Origin of the sequence: Citroniella saccharovorans, from assembly GCF_035481615.1 — a bacterium.
Taxonomy (GTDB): domain Bacteria; phylum Bacillota; class Clostridia; order Tissierellales; family Peptoniphilaceae; genus Citroniella; species Citroniella saccharovorans.
In genome coordinates this window covers 150,825-171,197 of sequence record NZ_JAYKOT010000001.1, presented here as the reverse complement: position 1 = coordinate 171,197, position 20,373 = coordinate 150,825, and the positions used below count along the sequence as shown (strand labels likewise).

Genomic DNA, 20,373 nt, shown 5'->3' with positions numbered 1-20,373 from the left:
TAGAAGGGGTTTATGAAGTTTCTTTAGAAAACTATAAAATTATTAATGAAGAAGAAAACCTACCACCTTCACAGAGATTAAAAAACAACATTGAAGCTATAAATGTCTTAAAGGCTTTAGAAAAAGAAAATAGAAGTGCAAGAAAAGATGAACAGGAAATTTTGGCAAAATATATTGGCTGGGGAGGACTTTCCGATGTATTTGATGAAGAAAAGGAAGGTCAATGGCTTGATGCAAGAAATTTTTTAAAAGAAAATCTAACTGGGGAAGAATATAATAGGGCAAGAGGATCAACCCTAACAGCTTTTTATACGCCGAAAGTAGTTATAGACGCTATCTATGAAAGTCTTTCTAATCTTGGCTTTGAAAAAGGAAATATATTAGAACCAAGTGCTGGGACAGGGAGATTTATAGGAAATCTACCTGAAGAAATGAAAGAGTCAAACTTTTATGGAGTTGAATTAGATAGCATTAGTGGACAAATTGCCAAAGAACTTTACCCTAATTCCAATATACAAATAAAAGGATTTGAAGAAACCAATATTTCTAATAACCTATTTGATGTAGCCATAGGAAATATTCCTTTTGGAGAATTTAAAGTAGCAGATCGTGAGTATGAAAGAAATAACTTTCTAATTCACGATTATTTTTTTGCTAAAACTTTAGATAAGGTTAGGGATGGAGGCATAATTGCTTTTATAACATCTTCAGGAACAATGGATAAAAAAAGTGAAGATGTTAGAAGATATATATCGGAAAGAGCAGAGTTCTTAGGAGCAATAAGACTACCAAATACTACATTTAAAGGGGTAGCTGGAACAGAAGTAACTTCAGATATAATCTTTTTAAAAAAGAGAGATAGGCTATTAAAGATAGATGAAGACTGGATAAAGCTAGACAAAGATGCAAAAGGACTAATATATAATAAATACTTTGTAGATAATCCTCAGATGGTAATAGGGACTATGGAAGAAATACCGTCAAGATTTGGGACAAGCCTTGTATGTATTGAAAATAAAGATATTTCTTTAGAAGAAGGACTAAAAAAAGCCATTAAAAATATTAAAGGTAGGTATGAAGAAGCTCAAATAAATGATGATTTAGGAGAAGAAACAATACCAGCTGATGATAGTGTTAAAAACTATTCTTTTGCTTTAGTGGATGATGAAATATATTTTAGAGAAAATTCAATTATGCAAAAAATATCCTTAAACGAAAAAGGATAAAGATAAGGTAAAAGAATATTTAAGATTAAATGAAAGTCTAAGGAAAGTTATAACCTATCAAAAAGAAGACTATTCAGATGAAGAGATAAAAAAAGAACAAGAAAATCTAAATAAATTCTACGATGATTTCAATAGCAAACATGGAAGACTAAATTCAAAAACCAATAAAAAGTTATTTAGAGAAGATGCCAATTTTTCTTTAATTTCAACTTTGGAGAAATTAGATAAAGAAGGCAACTTTATAGGAAAATCTGATATCTTTAACAAGAGAACTATAAAAAAAGCTGTAATAATAGATCATACAGATAGGGCAATAGATGCTCTGGTACTCTCTATTAGTCAAAAAGGTAAAATAAATTTTGATTATATGGAAGAATTGACAGGAAAAACAAGAGATAAATTAATAGAAGAATTAAAGGGAGAAATATTTTTAAATTTAGATTCCTTTGAACCTAATGATATAAATCCATTTAAGTCTGCTAAGGTTCTAGGAGATTTTTCAAGACCTTACGTAAGTGCTGATGAATACTTGTCAGGAAATATAAGAGATAAAATTGAAGTTGTAGACTCTTATATTAAAAACATCGAAAAAGAGTTAGGAAAGGAAGAAAATCTAGAGGATAGTAAACTATTAAAAATAGAATTAGAAGAGTTACATTTTCAAAAAGCAAAGCTAGTGGAAGTAATGCCTAAAGCACTAGATGCAAGTGAGATTACAGTTAGAATGGGTGCAACATGGATACCGGAACAAGATTACAAAAAATTTATGTTTGATTTGTTGAAAACACCAGTTTCATCAAGGTGGAATATAGATATTAAGTATTCTGACTTTACAGGAGAATATAGAGTTGAAGGAAAAAGCTCTGATAGGGACAATGACCTTGCTTCTTTTACCTATGGTACAAATAGGGTAAATGCCTACAAATTGATAGAAGATACTTTAAATTTAAGAGATACTAAGGTATTTGACCAAGTAGAAGACAGTGATGGGAAGAAAAAAATCTGTGCTTAATCAAAAAGAAACAATGCTTGCAAGAAGTAAGCAAGAGATGATAAAAGAAGAATTTAAAAGCTGGATATTTGATGATGTGGAAAGAAGAAATAGATTAGTAGAAGATTATAACGAAAGATTCAATTCCATAAGACAAAGGGAATATGATGGATCTAATCTTACTTTTGAAGGAATGAATCCTGAAATAGAATTAAGAGCACATCAAAAAGATGCCATAGCAAGAGGTTTGTTTGGTGGAAATACTTTACTTGCCCATGAAGTAGGAGCAGGAAAAACCTTTGAAATGATAGGTATAGCCATGGAGTCAAAAAGACTTGGAATGAGTAATAAGTCAATGTTTGTTGTTCCTAACCACATCGTAGAGCAATTTGGAAGAGAATTTAATGAACTCTATCCAGGAGCTAATGTATTATGTGCCACAGAAAAAGACTTCACACCAGATAGACGAAAAAGATTTTGTAGTCGTATTGCTACAGGAAGTTTTGATGCTGTTATTATAGGGCACAGTCAATTTGAAAAAATTCCTATATCAAAAGAAAGACAAGAATATGAATTGCAAGGTCAAATTGATGAAATAATTGACTATATAGATGAATATAAAAGAGAAAGGGATCAAAGATTTACTGTAAAGCAATTAGAAAAAACAAAGAAAAAATTAGAGACAAAGTTAGAAAAACTAAATGCTGATTATAAGAAAGATGACGTTGTAACCTTTGAGGAACTGGGAGTAGATAAGTTATTTATAGATGAAGCCCATGCCTACAAAAACCTCTATCTATTTTCTAAAATGAGGAATGTAGCAGGAATTACTTCTACAGATTCACAAAAATCATCAGATATGCTTATGAAATGTCGCTATATGGATGAAATAACTAATAATAAAGGATTAGTATTTGCCACAGGTACACCAGTAAGCAACAGTATGGCTGAACTTTATACCATGCAGAGATATTTACAGTATGATGAATTAAAAAAGATGAAATTGCAACATTTCGATTCTTGGGCGTCTACTTTTGGAGAAACAATAACGGCAATAGAATTAAATCCTGAGGGTAATGGTTATAGGAGTAAAACCAGATTTGCAAAATTTTATAATCTTCCTGAACTTATGAATACTGTAAAAGGATTTATGGATATTAAAACAGCTGATGTTTTAAATCTTCCTACACCAATTGCCCATTATGAAACTATAAAAACAAAGCCTACCGAAGAACAAAAAGAAATTCTTGAAACTTTTTCCGAGAGAGCAGATAAGGTTCGTGATAAGCAGGTAGATTCAAGTGTTGATAATATGCTATTAATAACAAATGATGGGAAGAAGATGGCGTTAGAACAAAGATTAATCAATCCTTTACTTCCTGATGATCCTAATAGTAAGGTAAATACCTGTATAAAAAATGTATTTAGCATTTGGGATAAATATAAAGATAAAAAATCTGCTCAATTAATATTTTGTGATATGTCTACACCAAGTAGTGATTTTAATATCTATGATGATATTAAAACAAAACTTATAGAAATGGGAGTACCTGAAAATGAAATAGAATTTATTCATAAGGCAAAAAACAATATGGAAAAAGACGCTATCTTTGATAAGGTAAGAAAGGGAGAAATAAGAGTCTTACTTGGTTCAACACAGAAAATGGGAGCAGGTACTAATGCCCAAGACAAACTAATTGCAATTCACGATCTTGATATACCATGGAGACCTGCTGATCTTTCTCAAAGAGCAGGCAGGATTGTGAGGCAGGGAAATGAGAATAAGGAAGTCCATATATTTAGATATGTAACAGAAAATACTTTTGATGCCTACCTATTCCAAACCTTAGAGAATAAACAAAAATATATTTCCCAAATTATGACTTCAAAGACTCCTGTAAGAGTTGCAGAAGATGTAGACGAAGCCACATTAAACTATGCCGAAATCAAAGCTCTTGCAACAGGAAATCCATTAATAAAGGAGAAGATGGACCTTGATGTTGAAGTTTCTAAACTTAAAATGCTAGAGTCCAATTTTAAATCAAATCTTTACAAGCTGGAAGATAAAGTAGTTAAATTTTATCCAAAGGAAATAGAAAGATTAAAAGAAAGGATAGAGAACTTAAAGGAAGATATTAAAAATGTTGAGCCTTATAGAGAAGTAGATAAAAATTTAAAAGAAGATAATAAATTTACCTCTCTAATTATTGACGGAAAGAAGTATATAGATAAGAAAATAGCTGGAGAGTTTTTGTTGAACAAAATTAAGGGAGTTAAAATATATAGGGAAATGGATAAAGATGGAGAAAAAATAGGTGAATATAGAAATTTTGATTTATCCATAAAATATGATTCTTTTTTCAATAAATATAACTTTATATTAAAAGGTAAGGGAGAATATAGAGGAGAGTTTGGAACAGATGAAATAGGTAATATAACAAGAATGGATAATGTATTAGATAAATTACCAGAAAGATTAGAAAATACAATTTCAAAACTAAAAGATACAGAAGAGCAATTTCAAACAGCCAAAATTGAAATACAAAAGACATTTCCACAAGCTGAACTTTTAAAGGATAAGACACTAAGACTTGCAGAAGTAAATAATTTACTAGATATGGGAAAAAGTGAAGATATAAGCCAAGATAATCCATTACTAGAAGAAGTAAAGGAAGAATTGATAGACTTCCTTAACAGAGAATATGATGAAGAAAACAGGTTAGAGGACTTTGATACTATATTTCCTGACTTAACAGATATAGGAATAGCTTATACAACTACACCAGATGAAAAACATGAAATACAAGTAAGTTTAGATTTAATAAATTACAAGATGAACACTTATGTAGATAAGAACCTAATTGACAGCTTTCAATACACCTATGATCCCTTAGATGCAAGTGATTTAAAAGAGCTAGTACAGATAAAGACATCTATTGGCTTTTGGAATTTTAGTGAGCTTGTATCAGTAAATGAAGAAAAACTGAGAGAAGTAATGGGACTTGAAATAGATGATGATGGCAACTTCTATGATCCATTATCTAAAGATATGGATTTAGATGGAATAATAGATAGAAATGATGCTGACTTTAGAGATAGTAAAGTGCAGGAAATAGGAGATTTTGAAAGGAAAGAAAAAACATCTATTATGGATAAATTAAAGGAATATAAGGGAAATTTAGTAGTAAATAATAATATAAAAGAAATAAATAATAGTGAACCATGTGGCAGATAAAGCTTTAAATGAGATTATTAGAGGAAAAAGAATATGGAATTTGATAGATATAGCTTTAATGAATTTATTCGAGAAAATTTTTCTTTTGATGGTAATACTCAGAGAATAATCAACAATATAGTTGAATATGGAATTAAAAATTTTGCCGATTCAGAAGATAAATTAGTTGAATTTATTCAGACTACAATTGATGATCCAACAGTTGAAGAAATAAAACAATTTATTATTAGTGATGGAAAGGAAGAAGAAATAAAAGATTTAACAGATAAGAAAGATAAAAATAGAAATGGAGGAATAAAAATGAATATAAAAAAGGGAAATGTAATTGAAACTGAATTTGGAGACACTATGGTATTGGATGTGAAAGATAATCAAGCTACCTTATTTGACGGGAAGCAATTTATTTTAGCCACAGGAGTAGAGTTTAACAAAGAAAGTGGAAAGTATGAATGGGATTCTGTTAGATACGCAAGTGATATAAAAACAATAGCAAATATGGAAAATACAAATTTTGAAAGCATGAAAAATACAATAGATTTTTTAGCAGAATATAATCATAAAGAATTTGTAAAAGGTATTATATCTCTTGAAACAGGAGTAGAAAATGAAAATGTTCTTAATAATGCCTATGATAATTATATGAACGATTCAGTTATGGGGCTTATTGATGAAAAGTTTATTGAATATATAGACGAAGAAGAGTTAAAAGAAAATTTAGAAGTTAATCAAGAACAAGGAGATAAAGAAATGAAAGATATAGATAATAAAGAAAAGGATACATTAAATATAGATGGAAATATAGCAACTGATATAGAAATTAAAGATTTAAAATCAAAAGATGGGAGGGACTTTAAAGTAGCCTCCTTTTCTATTGCTGAAAATGACAAGGAAGGAAATGCAAAATTCATCAGCTGCTACGCCTATAATGACAAAATCAATCAAGTAAAAAATTTGAAAAAAGGAGATTTTGTACACCTATTTGGAAAAGAAAAGAAAAGTATGGGAAAGGATAATAAGGAATACACAAGTCTAAAAGTATACTCTGCAAAGTTATTAAAAGCTAAAGAGCATACTAAAGCAAAAGCATCAACAATAGGGAAATTAAAGGAATTTAAGACTAAAGGGAATATGAAAGTGGATGAAAAGAAGAAAAAGGATAATAGCATAGAAAGGTAAAAGATTATAGGGGGCAGGTTTTAGTCTGCCTCCTGTATTTTTTTATTGGTTGTCTTTAAGGGAAAATGATTGGTCATATTGAAAAATATCATCCACATCCTATCAGGAGGGCTGATACACAAAACTTTTCACACTACCGGAGAACTGATACACCAGATCCTTACTTATATAATTCATTATAAATATACTTATCAGTATTCTTTCTTAATTGAGTCAATTCATTTATCAATATATTCTTATTGGAGTAGTCATCCATAAGAATATCTTTTTTATTTTTGTATTCATCATATAATTTTGACAACTCTTTTATACTTAGATTTTTATATTGACACTTTTCTAAAGCATTTATTGCTTTTTCATATGCGATAATTTGAGGCTTATATTCACTATAAAAATCTTTATCATTTGGATTTTCTTTATAGGTTTTATAGATAACCTTATTTATTTTTATAGTGTTAATGTCTTCAATAGCTGCGTAAATTTCGCTCATAACTTTTTCAACATCTTTAATCTTATTTAGGATTTCTTGCCTATTAACAGCCTCTTCTTGGAGTTTAGTTTCCAAATCCATACTAGATGATAGACCGTATTTTCTAAGCTGATTTAAGGTATTCGCCATAGTATTCATATTATGTTTTCTTGCCCATATTTCATAACCTTTAGAAGATTTAACCTTTTCATTGCTTTCTATGTCTATTATATTATCAAATTTCTTATAAGATTTCTTAGCATAATATACTTCACTATTTTTGTAATTTTCATTTACCTTATTTTCAATTCTTTCTTTTATTTTCTCTTTTGTATAATCTTTTCCAAGAGTAGTTTCCCTCGCACGAATGAATCGCCCTTTTTCTCCTTGTTTTTTATGTCTGAAAGAAAGATATTTTCCAAGTTTAATTTCATAGCCATATTCTTCCATAAGCTTTAAGAAATTCTCATAGCTATTTGCTTTATTAATAGTATGATCAATAGCGATTTGAAGTTTATGTTTCCAGGATTTTCCTTTCTTAAATTCAATATATTCTTTGTAGGATTTACCATTGGTTTTATACTTTTCCTTAAATTTTACATAATCTTCATCTATAACTGATAGCTTATACTTTCTACATAAATTATCACTATAATTTCTAATTTGGTGATAAGTTTTTTTGTTACTTTGATATGCTTTACCAGTCTCAAAAGAAACATTATTAAATAGTATATGGTTGTGAATATGTCCCTTATCTATATGGGTAGTAAGAACATATTCATACTTTCCTTTTAAGATTTTTTTCGCATAGTTCTATTCCTATTTGATGAGCCTCTTCAGCAGTAGTTTCTCCGGGGAAAAAAGATTGAATTAAATGTCTTGCCAAAACTTTTGCTTTAGAATTACATTCTATTTTTGTTTGTTCAAATTCTAAATGAGCAGTTATAGGGTTACAGTTTAGGGAGGAAATTAGAATTTTTCCATCTGTTTTATCACTATTCATAATATAATCAAGTGCTATTTTTAAAGTGGATTTTATAGGATGAATTTTAGTAATTGCCATTATTTTTTCTCAGTATTTATGCTATTAGAATTAGTAAGAGAGTATATTTTTTTACGCATAGAGAAAATATCTTTCGCTTGATTTTCTAATAAGCTTTTTAAATCTTCTACATCATCTTTATATATAATTGATGTAGTATTTATCCTTTTAGCAATTTGATTTATATTATTTGAAGTACGACTTATATTTGTTGACATTTCACGAAAGACATCCATATCTAGTACATAAATATCTTTTTCTAAAATACATTTCATAATAAATTGCCTAAGAGTTTTACACTTAGATGCTTTATATTTTTCATTTAGCAATTCTAACTCCTCGTCAGATAACATTAAATAGATTCCGTTATTTCTAAATCTACTTGTCATAATTTAACCTCCTCGTATATTATAGTTGTAGTAATAAAATACTACATTTTGTTCTCAATCCCTCTTTCTTATGGGATAATAATTGTATATATAGAGCTCGTAGTAAACCTAATTGAAGTTCGTCTACCTAATAAATTTATTAATCGAAATAAAAAAGAAAAACCTGTAAATTCAAGTAGGATAACTTGACTTACAGGTTTAATTTATTCTATATATTTCGTCTGGAAATCTCCTGATTTAATTTTTTATTGCTTATATTTTATCACTTTTTGAGATAATATTCAAGTTTACGTTGGGGCTATTATAAGCGTTTGTTGCTGAATTTAATTATTATAAAATTAGGGGGTTGGGGATATTCCCCAACAAGTAAAATGGAAAAAATAAGCTATATAATCGTAGTATTCTTATTCCATTTTTAGTAAGTGCATATGCACTTACTGTGCTTGCTCATATACTAATAGTATAAGAACAGCTTTAAGCATAGTTCTTAAAAATGAACCTAATCATCTATGATAAAATTATAGATATTAGGGATGAAATGGGATTGTTTTATGTGCTTGGTCTATTAAAATATAAGCGTTAAGCGTTTATTCAGTTTTATTAAATATACCGCATTTATTGGGGTTAATAAACGATATATGGCAAACTTAGGTGAATATTGTAAAATTTACTTTTAAATAGGGATTTTTATCAGTATAATGAGATAGTATAAAGATTGAGGAAGTTATTATTTAAGTTCTTTAATTTCGTATTTACTAAATTTGATTGTAATTATTTTTATTTTGAGGGAGGGGTAATCTATTCTACACAGGGAATTTGCAGAGGAAAATTATTTAGAAGCTATATATATTTTATCTTTGGAAAAAGAGGAAGTAAGAAATATGGATCTTGCTAATTACTTAGAATATAAAAGACCTACTGTTACAAGAATGCTAAAAAAACTTGAAAATAAAGGGCTGATTATTTATGGTGAAGATAAAATAATTCGTTTAACAGAGGAGTCAAAAATATTTTGCGAAAAAATGTATACAAGGCATAAATATTTGATGGATGTATTTATAAGACTTGGAATAGATGCAAAAAATGCTGAAGACGAAGCTTGTCTTATAGAGCATGTTATTTCTGATGAAACTTTTGAAAAATTAAAAAAACATTTCGATTATAATTTATAGTAAATAGCATAGATGACTCGCATAATGAGATGTCTATGCTATTTTTATTTTTAAAATTATATTTTTAAAAACATCTCAAAGCTATTGATAAAAGCTATCAAATGGTATATAATAATTTTGAGTTAGCCAATACTAACAGAAAATAAATAAAAAGGTGAATTTATGTCAAAAAACTTTGAAATACTAAATAAAGGAATTAATGAAAATAATATAATAGCAAATCTTTTTATATTCCCGTTTGCAGGTGGTGGAGTGTCTGCCTTTAGAAAATGGAAAGATGAGTTTGAAGATATAAAATTACTTGTTGCCCAGTATCCAGGAAGAGAATACAGGTTTTCTGAAAAGGCTATAAGTGACATTAACATCTTAGTGGATAATTTATTTGAAGATATGAAAGAAAATTTTGATTTTAGAAAACCTTATTATTTATTTGGACACAGTATGGGAACAAAAATAGTCTATGAACTTGCATTAAGAATTAAAAATTCGGATTACATAAATCCAAGAGGAATAATAATATCAGGAGGACGAGCACCATTATATAAAGAACCTCTTCCAATTTATCATCTTGATGATGACGGATTTATAGAAGGCTTGAGAAGATATGAAGGAACACCAAAAGAAATTTTAGATAATAATGATTTAATTTCTATTTTCTTGCCAACGCTTAGGGCAGATTTTGTAATAGATGAAGACTATCAAGACACAAAATTTGAGAAATTAGAATCACCTTTACTAGGTCTTATGGGAGATAAAGATCAAGAAATGACCCTAGATGAACTTACAAAATGGCAAGATTATACAACAAAAGAATTTACTTATAGATATATAGATGGCAAGCATATGTTTGTCAACACATCTCCTGATAGTGTCATTAAAGAGATAAAAGAGTTTATAAAAGTAAATGAAAACTGAAGAATATGAGATAAGAAAAATTAAAGATTTTCTTACTTTAGAAGATTTAAAAGATAAATTAGCTAGTAATAATTTAATACTAATTAAGGCTTATACAGATAAATTATTAGAAGAAAAATTACTTCCTTACTTAACTAAAGAGGAGATAATAAAATCAAAGGATTATAAATCAGAAATAGCAAAAATTAATTATCTAGTATCAAGGGCAATACTTAATTTAGCCCTAAAAGGTTTACTAGAAAAAGAAATTGATGATTTAACAGTCAAAAGAGATAAAAATAATAAACCCTACGTAGAAAGCACTCTAGGATTAAAGTTTAACATCTCACATACTGAAGGCTTAGTTTTGTTAGCTTTTTTTAAAAGAGAAGTAGGGGTAGATATTGAAAAAATAAATTATAAATTTGAGTTTAAGGATATATTAGAAAACTGTTTTACTAAAGATGAAATCACAAATATAGATAACAATATAATAAGTTTCTATAGATATTGGACTGCAAAAGAAGCCTATCTTAAATGTGATGGGATTGGTCTTATAAGAAATTTGAAAGAAATTGAAATAATTTCTTATGGAAATAAAGTTATAGAAATTAGCGATAATAAAAACAATATAATAAGTAGATTACAGCCATTAAATTATGATGGCAAATATGTCGGAGCAATATGCTTGGAGGAAAAATAATGAACATTGAATTAAAAGAAAAATTAGAAAAAATTTATGATGAACAAGTGTGGCCGCATATAACCTTAGGAGAATTTATTGAAGATTGTGCTAAAAAATATGGGGATAAAATTGCCTTAGTAGATGGAGATGTTGAACTTTCATATCAAGAATTAAATAGAAAAGCTTGCCATTATGCCAACGGTTTATTGAAATCTGGATTTACAAAGGGAGATAAAATTGTTCTTCAACTTCCTAATTGTCATGAATTTGTTATTATCCTTTTTTGCCATGTGTAAGATTGGTGTGATTCCAGTATTATCACTTCCAGCTCATAGAAAAAATGAAATAAAGGGAATATTAGAAAAATCAGGGGCGAAAGCATATATAGCTAAGGATAAATATCTTGGCTTTTCATATGTTGATATGATAAGAGAAGTAAGAGAAGAATTAAATATAGATTTTGAAGTTTATATTCTTGGAGATAATCAAGGATATAAAAATTTTTACGATCTTAACGATAAAGATTATTTATATCAACATATGGATGTTGACTATAAAGAAATAGGATTATTACTTTTATCGGGTGGTACAACTGGGATACCAAAATTGATACCAAGGAGACACTGCGATTATATCTATGTAGCAAAAGAAACGGCAAAGAGATGTAAAATGGATCAAGACAGTATCTATCTAGCTTCTCTTCCTATTGCTCACAACTTTCCTTTATGTTGCCCAGGGATATTAGGGACATTTTTTATAGGAGGCAAAGTTGTTTTATGCCCAGTAACAAGTCCAGATGAAATCTTGCCTTTAATTGAAGAAGAAAAGGTTACTATAACGGGCTTAGTTCCTGCTATGGCAAATATATGTATAGATTTTATAAAGGTAGATGATTATGACATATCATCATTAAAGGTTCTTCAAGTTGGAGGTTCGGTTTTAGAAGAAAAGCTTGCAGAAAAAATAGAAAGAGAATTTGGGTGCAAATTACAACAAATTTTCGGAATAGCTGAAGGTCTGATTATGACAACTTCTTTAGATGATGATAGTAAAACTATATTTACAACTCAAGGTAAACCTATAAGTGAGTTTGATGAATTGTTAATAGTTGATGAAGATGGAGAAGAAGTCAAAGATGAAGATTACGGAGAACTTATAGTTAGAGGCTCTTACACAATTTATGGCTATTATAAGCTCCCAGAAGTAAATAAAAGATGTATAGACAAAGATTTATATTTCAAAACTGGAGATAAGGCAAGGAAACTAAAAGATGGGAATTATCAGGTAGTTGGAAGAATTTCAGAAACAATAAATAGGGCTGGAGAAAAAATTACACCTTCTGAAATTGAAGATATTTTACTATCTAATGAAAATATAGGAGATGTTCAAGTTGTAGGAGTGCCTGATGAACTTTTGGGAGAGAAAATAGGAGTATTCATATTAAAAGATGAGAAGGACGAACTCTCATTAGAAGATATCAGGACATTTCTAGCAAATAAGAATGTAGCGGAATTTAAATTGCCAGATTCTATAAAATATATAGATTCATGGCCGCTAACTGCTTTGGGAAAAATTGATAGAAATAAATTAAAAAGAATAGAGTGAAAGGAGTAGAACATGGAATTTGATGCGAGAAAAGAAATTAAACTAATAATTGAAAAATGGTTAAAAGATACCTTGAAGAAATCAGACATAAAAGAAAATGACAATTTAATAGAAAAAGGCTTAAGTTCCATGCAAGTAATGCAACTTTCAGGAATTCTTAAAAAAGAAGGACTTAGAATATCCTTCGCAAAGCTCATTGAGAAGCCTACACTTAATTCATGGTTTGACCTAGTAGCTAATTCAAAAATTATTAAGAAACATTCAAAAGATAATAAGAAATCAAATGATAGCAAAGATTCATTTGTTCTTACAGATGTTCAATATTCTTATTTTATAGGCAGAAGTGATGATCAGACTCTAGGTGGAGTGGGTTGTCATGCATATATTGAAATAGACGGAGAAGAAATAGATTGTAAAAGATTGAATGATGCATGGAATAAACTTCAATATAGACATCCAATGCTCAGAGCAAGATTCACAGAAGATGGAAAGCAAGAAATCTTGGATAAACCTTTTAGCGAAGAAATTGAAGTTTTTGACTTGTCTAACTTAGATAAAGAAGAAACCAAAATTAGACTAGATGAAATACGAGAAAATTTATCACATAGAAAACTTAGAGTGGAAATGGGAGAAGTCGCAGGATTAAAACTTGCAAACTTGTCACATAATAGAAATAAAATTTTCTTTGATTTAGATTTACTTGTTGCCGATGTCATGAGTATGAGTATTCTTTTAAAAGAATTAGGGGAAATTTATTTAGGAAAAGAATTAGATAATCTGATTAATTATACATTTAAAGACTATATAAACAATCTTGAAGTAGACTCTGAAACTTATAAAAAAGACCAAGAGTTTTGGAAAGAAAAAATAGACTCATTTGAGATAGAAAGACCTAATGTACCATTAAGAAAAGATCCTGAACAAATCAAAGAAACAAGATTTACTAGAAGAAAACGAGTTATTGAAAAAGATAAGTGGAGCAAAATAAAAGAGCTTGCAGCAAGCTATAAATCTACACCATCAATGGTTTTATTAACTGCATATGCTTTAATTCTAGAAAGATGGACTAACCAAGATAAGTTTTTTATAAACTTACCATTATTTAATAGAGATCTTTCAAACGAAAACATGAAAGATATGGTGGCAGACTTTACAAATATCTTATTAGTAGAGCATGAAAGAAAAAATGATACTTCTTTCCTAGAAACTTTGAATAGAATAAGCAAAACATTTATAGACAATGCTAGTCATTCATCTTATAGTGGAGTTCAAGTTCAAAGGGATATATCAAAGTCGCAGGGTTCAAGCCTTAATGTAGCACCTGTAGTTTTTGCGTGCAACATAGACTATCCACTAGAAACTGAAACTTCAAGTAAAGCTTTGGGCAAAATTACATATATGGTATCACAAACTCCAGGAGTATGGTTAGATTTCCAATCTTATATAAAAGATGGAGATTTAGTATTATGCTGGGACAGTGTAGATGAACTTTTCCCTGAAAAAATGTTAGAGGACATGTTAAATTCTTTAGAAAAACAACTTTTAAGACTAACAGAAAAAGAAAATTGGGAAAGCAAATTTGATGTGCTATCAGAAAATCAAAAACTAGCAAGAGAAAAAGAACTTCAATCCATTCTTCCATTAAACTTTCCTGATGAAAGATTATATGATGGATTTATAAAAAATGTAAAAGAAAATCCAGAAAAGATTGCAATTATAGATTCAGAAACTAAAGAAGAAATATCCTATATGGACTTATATGAAAAATCCTTAAATGTAGCAGGATATTTAAAGGAAAATGGAATAAAAAAGGGAGACTATGTAGGCATTACTCTCCCAAGATCAAGCAAGCAAATTTACGCTATATTTGGAATACTTTTTTCTGGAGCGGCATATGTTGCTGTTGGAATAAATCAACCTAGCGAAAGACGAACTAAAATATACGAACAAATTGGTATAAAGTTTGTCATCAGTGAAAATAAAACAATAGAAAATTGCAAACTAGATACGGGAGAAGTTTCTTTAATTGACTTAGACAAAGCTATAGACAATTCCTTAGGTCTTGATAAGCCTATAGAAGTAAGCCCTTTTGACTCAGCCTATATAATAATGACATCAGGTACCACAGGAGTGCCAAAGGGTGTTGAAATCATGCATACAAGTGCCATTAATACTATTAATGATTTAAATGAAAAATATTCTATTAATTCAAATGATACGTTACTTATGGTGTCAGCAATAGACTTTGACTTATCTGTATATGATATTTTTGGAATGCTTGGTGTAGGTGGAACTCTAATAACAACTAATGAAGATAACTATCGTAATCCCGATGAATGGATTAGAATTATTGAAAAATATAAGGTAAGTGTATGGGACTCTGTACCTATACTTTTTGACATGCTTGTAACTATGGCAGAGGGCGAAAAAGAAAAACCTGCCACTTAGAATTGTTATGTTATCGGGAGATTGGATAGCAAAAGACTTACCAGGAAGATTTTATAAGATAAGCGAAAAAGAAAATTCTATAGTTGTTGCTATGGGTGGAGCAACAGAAGCATCTATATGGTCAAATTATTTAAATGTACCAAGGGAAATACCAAAAGACTGGATATCAATTCCATATGGAAGACCACTTAAAAACCAAGTCTATAGAGTATTAGATGAATTAGGTAGAATATGCCCTAATTATGTTAAGGGAGAACTTCTAATTGGTGGAGTTGGCGTTGCTAAATGCTACCATGGAGATGAAGACCTAACTAATAAAAAGTATTTTGAAGAAGATGGGATTAGGTGGTACAGAACTGGAGATAATGGAAGGTTTTGGAATGATGGTACTATTGAATTTCTTGGAAGAAAAGACACTCAAGTAAAAATTAAAGGTCATAGAATTGAACTTGGGGAAATAGAAGATGCTATAAGTAAATTTGATGGTGTTAAAAAAGTAGTAGTTGATTTTATAGAAAAAGCAAATAGCAAAAATCTAGTAGCCTTTGTAAAAATTGACAAGGATTCTGATAACTTTAGTACAAATAGATATTTAGAAAAAATAGACGCTTCTTTTATTGAGGAAGTAGATGAAATCCCTTATGAGGATATAAGGGCACAAAATGAAAAAATAAATAGCTTGGTCGCCAAAACTATTATAAATGTCTTTAAAAGCTTTGAACTTGATTTAGCAAATAATAGCTACTCAATTGTTGATATTTATAATAAAATTAAGGATTCAAAAAGGAATAGATTTATAATTGAAAATTGGATAAATAAACTTTTATCTTTAAAATATTTAGAATTTAAGAATGAAAAATATTCATTTAGAGAAGATGAGATTTTCATAAATGAAGATAGTTGCAATAATGAAATAGGCAATTATTTAAAGAATTTAGAATTGGAGCTTATAAAGATTTTGTCGGGAGAAAAAGATCCTATAGAAGCCTTTTATTCAGATTCAAATAAATCCTATATGTCAAAATTTACAGAAGAACTTTTAGGCTATGAAGAATCAATTAATAGCATTATAAATTCAATAAAGGCTTATGCAAGATTAAATAACAAAAAAAATATAAAAATCTTAGAATATGGAACTAGAAATAGTGAACTTACTACTACTATTTTTAAAGAGCTTAAAGAGTTTATTAGTGAGTATATTTATGCTGATAGTTCTATCTACTTTAGAAATAATCTATCTGATTTGGAGAATGATAGTAAATTTAAATATGTTTGTATAAATGATAACTTAGAAACTTCATTAGATGAAGATAATTTTGATATTGCTATAGCTTTAAACTCGATTCACAGAAGTAATGCCAAAAAGACTCTTATAGAAGGAGTACTAAAAGTGTTGAAAGTTAATGGACTTATTATTGGTAATGAATTAAAAAATAATAACCTACTTCCTATTATTACAGCAGATATAATAAATGAGCAGCCATTTAACGAAGTAAGACCAGATGATTTTGACAATAATGATTGTGAAATCCTCTATATAAATTGTGATAAAAGGACAGAATATTCTAATTTTATAACTTTCATAATAGCTAATTTAAAAGAAAACAAGCCTACCTTTGAAAAATTAAGAAGTTATTTGTCACATGAAATACCAAGCTATATGATTCCTGCTAATTTCTATAAAGTAGATAACATTCCATTAAATAAAAATGGAAAAGTTGATAGGAAGAAATTGAAAAATAAGTTAAAGAATAAGAATAATTATATATTCGAAAATGAAATAGAACATAGATTATCGAATGGTTTGCCTAAGTATATTATTTCAAATAATCCTATTGAGGTTGACTATTTTCCTGTTAATACTGATGGGAAAATAGATCAAAACAAAGGTCCAACCTATACAAATGATAAATTTAATTGCAACGGGAAAGGTGTAACAGCGTCTAGTCTGAGTGAATTAATGCTGGTGGGAATATTGAAAGATATTCTAAATATTGAAGAGGTGTATTTAAATGACAACTTTTTTGAATTAGGAGGAGATTCGCTAATAGCATTGAAACTGAAAAAGAAAATTAAGAAAATATTTTTTGTTGATATTTCTGTATCCAGCATATTTAATTCCAATAATATAGAGGAACTTTTAAATGCTATAGAGTCTAATAAATGTAAAAATTTTACAATAGGAGAGATATAGTGAAAAAAAAGAGAATAATATCATGCGGGACTAGATTTGGAAAAATGTATATTGAGGCTATACTGGATTTAAAAACTGATTTAGAACTAGTAGGAATAGTATCTAAGAATAAAAGTTTATATACAGAAAGTTATGCGAAAAAGAGAAGAATACCATTGTTTTTCAATGATAATGAGGTTCCAGATGCAGATATTGCGTGTGTGGTATTGAAATTTGTAAGCTCTGGAGGTGATGGAAATAATATAGTTTATAAATTCATTGAAAAAGGAATGCATGTTATAATAGAACAACCCGTTCACTATAAAGAATATTTAGAAATGGTTAGACTAGCGATAAAAAATAAAACATTCATCTCTGTAAGTAATTTTTATAAATATATTGACTCAACTAAGGAATATATTGATTTCATAAAAGACTTTTCTAAAATTGAAGATATTAGATATATAAACATAGAATGTAGTTATCAATTGCTACACCCTACAGTTGCCATTTTATGTGATTTGTTAGGTGGTAGAAACTATGAACTAGATTCTAATGTTCTTAGATCAGGTGGTTTTGATACTATTTGCGTAAATATGTGTGGAGTATATTGTAATATTCGTATTCATAACGAATTTAATTACAAAGATACTGATAATAATTTTTATCTGTTTTATAATTTTAAGGTAGGATTTGCAAGTGGAGATATTGTTTTGACTGATCCAAGCGGACCTATATATTGGTACTCTAGATTTCATATGGATAAAAATTTTGAATATGGAGATAGTAGTAGTAAAAATCTTATAAAGAAAAATAATATTATTTTTGGAAAGGGTAATGATTATTCCAGTATAATTTGGAGAGATTGGAAAAATGCAATATCAGAACAATTAAAATCATTTAGAGATATAGTATTAAAGGGTGAAAATTTTGAAGGGTATATGCAAAAAGAATTAGAACAACTAATTATGGTAAGTGAAATAACTAAACTGATAGGTTATCCTAAGGAAAATTCATTTAGCGTTGTTAATAGAGAAAGGGAAGTGAAAGATATTGTTTTTAATAATAGATTAAATGGAAATGATTTTAATCTAATGATAAAAACATTGACAAATGAACACATTGATAAAATGATTGAGAATATGGATATAGCATGTGCATTGTCCGTATTAGTATTATTTAAAAAGATTGGAATAATAAATCACGAAAGATGCATTAATATTCGAAATTTAGATGTTCAATATTACAAATATAGATATATTATCAACAGATGGGTTTATATTTTCGAGAGAAAAAAATATATAAAACCATATAAAAATATGTATTATATTAATGAGTGCTTGAATGAACTTGATTTTGAAAAACAATGGGATATCGTTAGAGATCAATGGTGTGGTGTTTTAATAGATAATAGTATGCTGGAATACTATTATTCGCATGCTGTAAATCTAGATAAAATATTAAACGAAGAGATAAACCCTACGTATTTACTATTTCCAGAAGGGAACATTGAGCTAGCTGAAAACTTCTATAATAATTCACTAATTGGTAAATATCTAAACAACAAGATTAGCCAATATATAACTGGAATTACTGATTATAAGACAAACATATTAGAAATAGGTGCTGGGACGGGGGCCACATCTTATAACGTTTTATCGAACATAAGAACAAAATATTCTGAGTATGTATTCACGGATGTATCTGATTATTTTTTAGATGCAGCTAAAGAAAAGCTAAATGAATTTGATAATGTAAGATATGAAATACTTGATATGAATTATGACTTAATAGAACAAGGAATAGCTAAAGAAAGCATAGATATAGTAATTGTAGCTGGTGCTATAAATAATGCAATAAATACTAAGAAAACTCTGAGTTATATTAATAAAGTAATAAAGAGAGGAGGAGTATTGCTTATAGCTGAACCAGTGGATGACTTACTAGAGTTGCAAATATCTCAACTTTTTATAATGAATATTCCTAATGATGATAGACACAAGAAAAACATTACTTTTTTTAGAGAAATTGATTGGTTGAATTTATTGAATGACGATGGATATAAAGTTATAGATACTTTCCCAAAAGCAAATGACGTGATGAATAAATTGAAACAAAAATTATTTATATCAAGAAAGGAGTAAACATGTTAGAGATTAGCCACATTTCTTTTAGTGTAAGTAATTTGCATAGCGCTGCTAAGGAAATAGAAAATATGGGATTTAAAATAGAGTGGGGCGGTCCGAAAGGAAAAGAAAATAATTTTTTTATATGGTTTGGTGAGAATGCTTTTTTAGAAGTGTTTTCTATAAAAAGAAGATATATGCCATTGTTTTTTATAATCCATATAATTTATGGAAAAGTTGTGGCTAAGCGTTGGTGGAAATGGTTTTCGACAAAAAATAAATTTGTCGACTTCGCACTAGAAGATTCTGATGATACCAAAACCATTATAAGAAATTATAAAAACAAGATTATAGTGGATATTGAGCTTATTAAGGAAAATTTAAAAGAAAGTAAGATAGATTTTTCTAAAACTATGCACTGGAAAAGAACAAATAAAGAAGGGATTAAAGCTAACTATAGTTATTTTGTTCCTTATAATGAAAACTTGCCGTTTATTGTTTCAAAATATGAACCTTTACAAAAACCAAAAAAAAACGTACACCCAAATGGTGCAAAACTTATAAAAAACATAAGACTTTTTGTAAAAAAAAGTGAGTATAGAGACATGAATATTTTAACGAAAGATGCAAATAATGTGATTATAGAAGAGGGAAATTCTACAACAATGAAAGAAATAGAAATTTATGGACTAGAAAAAGAATGTTATTTCTGTGATGTGAAATTCGTTCCTGCGTAGGTGAT

Annotated in this window: 8 protein-coding genes and 4 pseudogenes; 10 read left to right on the top strand and 2 right to left on the bottom strand. The window is 28.7% G+C overall.

What is annotated here, in order from left to right:
• Positions 1 to 29 precede the first annotated feature (29 nt).
• Together VLK81_RS09700 and VLK81_RS00765 are read left to right on the top strand one after the other, a co-directional pair.
• Positions 30 to 5,452: pseudogene (locus VLK81_RS09700) on the top strand (helicase-related protein); the annotation flags it as partial.
• A 33-nt stretch (positions 5,453 to 5,485) separates the two neighbouring features.
• Entirely contained in the window at positions 5,486 to 6,628 is a 1,143-nt protein-coding gene (locus tag VLK81_RS00765) for a single-stranded DNA-binding protein (protein WP_324618651.1), read from the top strand.
• Between the two features lie 160 nt (positions 6,629 to 6,788).
• Here VLK81_RS00765 and VLK81_RS00760 read toward each other — a convergent pair.
• Both VLK81_RS00760 and VLK81_RS00755 read right to left on the bottom strand, forming a co-directional pair.
• A pseudogene (locus VLK81_RS00760) lies at positions 6,789 to 8,160 on the bottom strand (relaxase/mobilization nuclease domain-containing protein).
• Positions 8,160 to 8,528: a plasmid mobilization protein gene (locus VLK81_RS00755; RefSeq protein ID WP_002838925.1), complete on the bottom strand. Its 369-nt coding sequence runs from the start codon at positions 8,526 to 8,528 to the stop codon at positions 8,160 to 8,162. The pseudogene VLK81_RS00760 and the gene VLK81_RS00755 overlap by 1 nt, the downstream one beginning before the upstream one ends.
• 800 nt (positions 8,529 to 9,328) lie before the next feature.
• On the opposite strand from VLK81_RS00755, the gene VLK81_RS00750 reads away from it, so the two are divergent.
• The 8 genes and pseudogenes from VLK81_RS00750 to VLK81_RS00715 all read left to right on the top strand — a co-directional run bounded on the left by VLK81_RS00750 (position 9,329) and on the right by VLK81_RS00715 (position 20,368).
• Positions 9,329 to 9,700 (top strand): metal-dependent transcriptional regulator, encoded by a 372-nt coding sequence (locus VLK81_RS00750; protein ID WP_324618897.1) that lies wholly within the window; start codon positions 9,329 to 9,331, stop codon positions 9,698 to 9,700.
• A gap of 162 nt (positions 9,701 to 9,862) precedes the next feature.
• Positions 9,863 to 10,615, top strand: a complete 753-nt coding sequence (locus VLK81_RS00745) for a thioesterase II family protein (RefSeq protein ID WP_144398958.1) — start codon at positions 9,863 to 9,865, stop codon at positions 10,613 to 10,615.
• Positions 10,605 to 11,297: a 4'-phosphopantetheinyl transferase family protein gene (locus VLK81_RS00740; protein WP_324618650.1), complete on the top strand. Its 693-nt coding sequence runs from the start codon at positions 10,605 to 10,607 to the stop codon at positions 11,295 to 11,297. The genes VLK81_RS00745 and VLK81_RS00740 overlap by 11 nt, the downstream gene beginning before the upstream one ends.
• A pseudogene (locus VLK81_RS00735) lies at positions 11,297 to 12,884 on the top strand ((2,3-dihydroxybenzoyl)adenylate synthase). The gene VLK81_RS00740 and the pseudogene VLK81_RS00735 overlap by 1 nt, the downstream one beginning before the upstream one ends.
• A gap of 12 nt (positions 12,885 to 12,896) precedes the next feature.
• A pseudogene (locus VLK81_RS00730) lies at positions 12,897 to 15,796 on the top strand (amino acid adenylation domain-containing protein); the annotation flags it as partial.
• Positions 15,797 to 16,347: 551 nt separating this feature from the next.
• Complete coding sequence (locus tag VLK81_RS09695; protein ID WP_407651950.1) at positions 16,348 to 17,526, top strand: phosphopantetheine-binding protein; 1,179 nt, start codon at positions 16,348 to 16,350, stop codon at positions 17,524 to 17,526.
• Positions 17,526 to 19,649, top strand: coding sequence for a bifunctional Gfo/Idh/MocA family oxidoreductase/class I SAM-dependent methyltransferase (locus VLK81_RS00720; protein ID WP_324618647.1), 2,124 nt, complete (start codon positions 17,526 to 17,528; stop codon positions 19,647 to 19,649). Before VLK81_RS09695 ends, VLK81_RS00720 begins: the two co-directional genes overlap by 1 nt.
• A 2-nt stretch (positions 19,650 to 19,651) precedes the next feature.
• A complete protein-coding gene (locus VLK81_RS00715) occupies positions 19,652 to 20,368 on the top strand; it encodes a VOC family protein (RefSeq protein ID WP_144398872.1) in 717 nt (238 codons plus the stop codon).
• Positions 20,369 to 20,373: the final 5 nt, after the last annotated feature.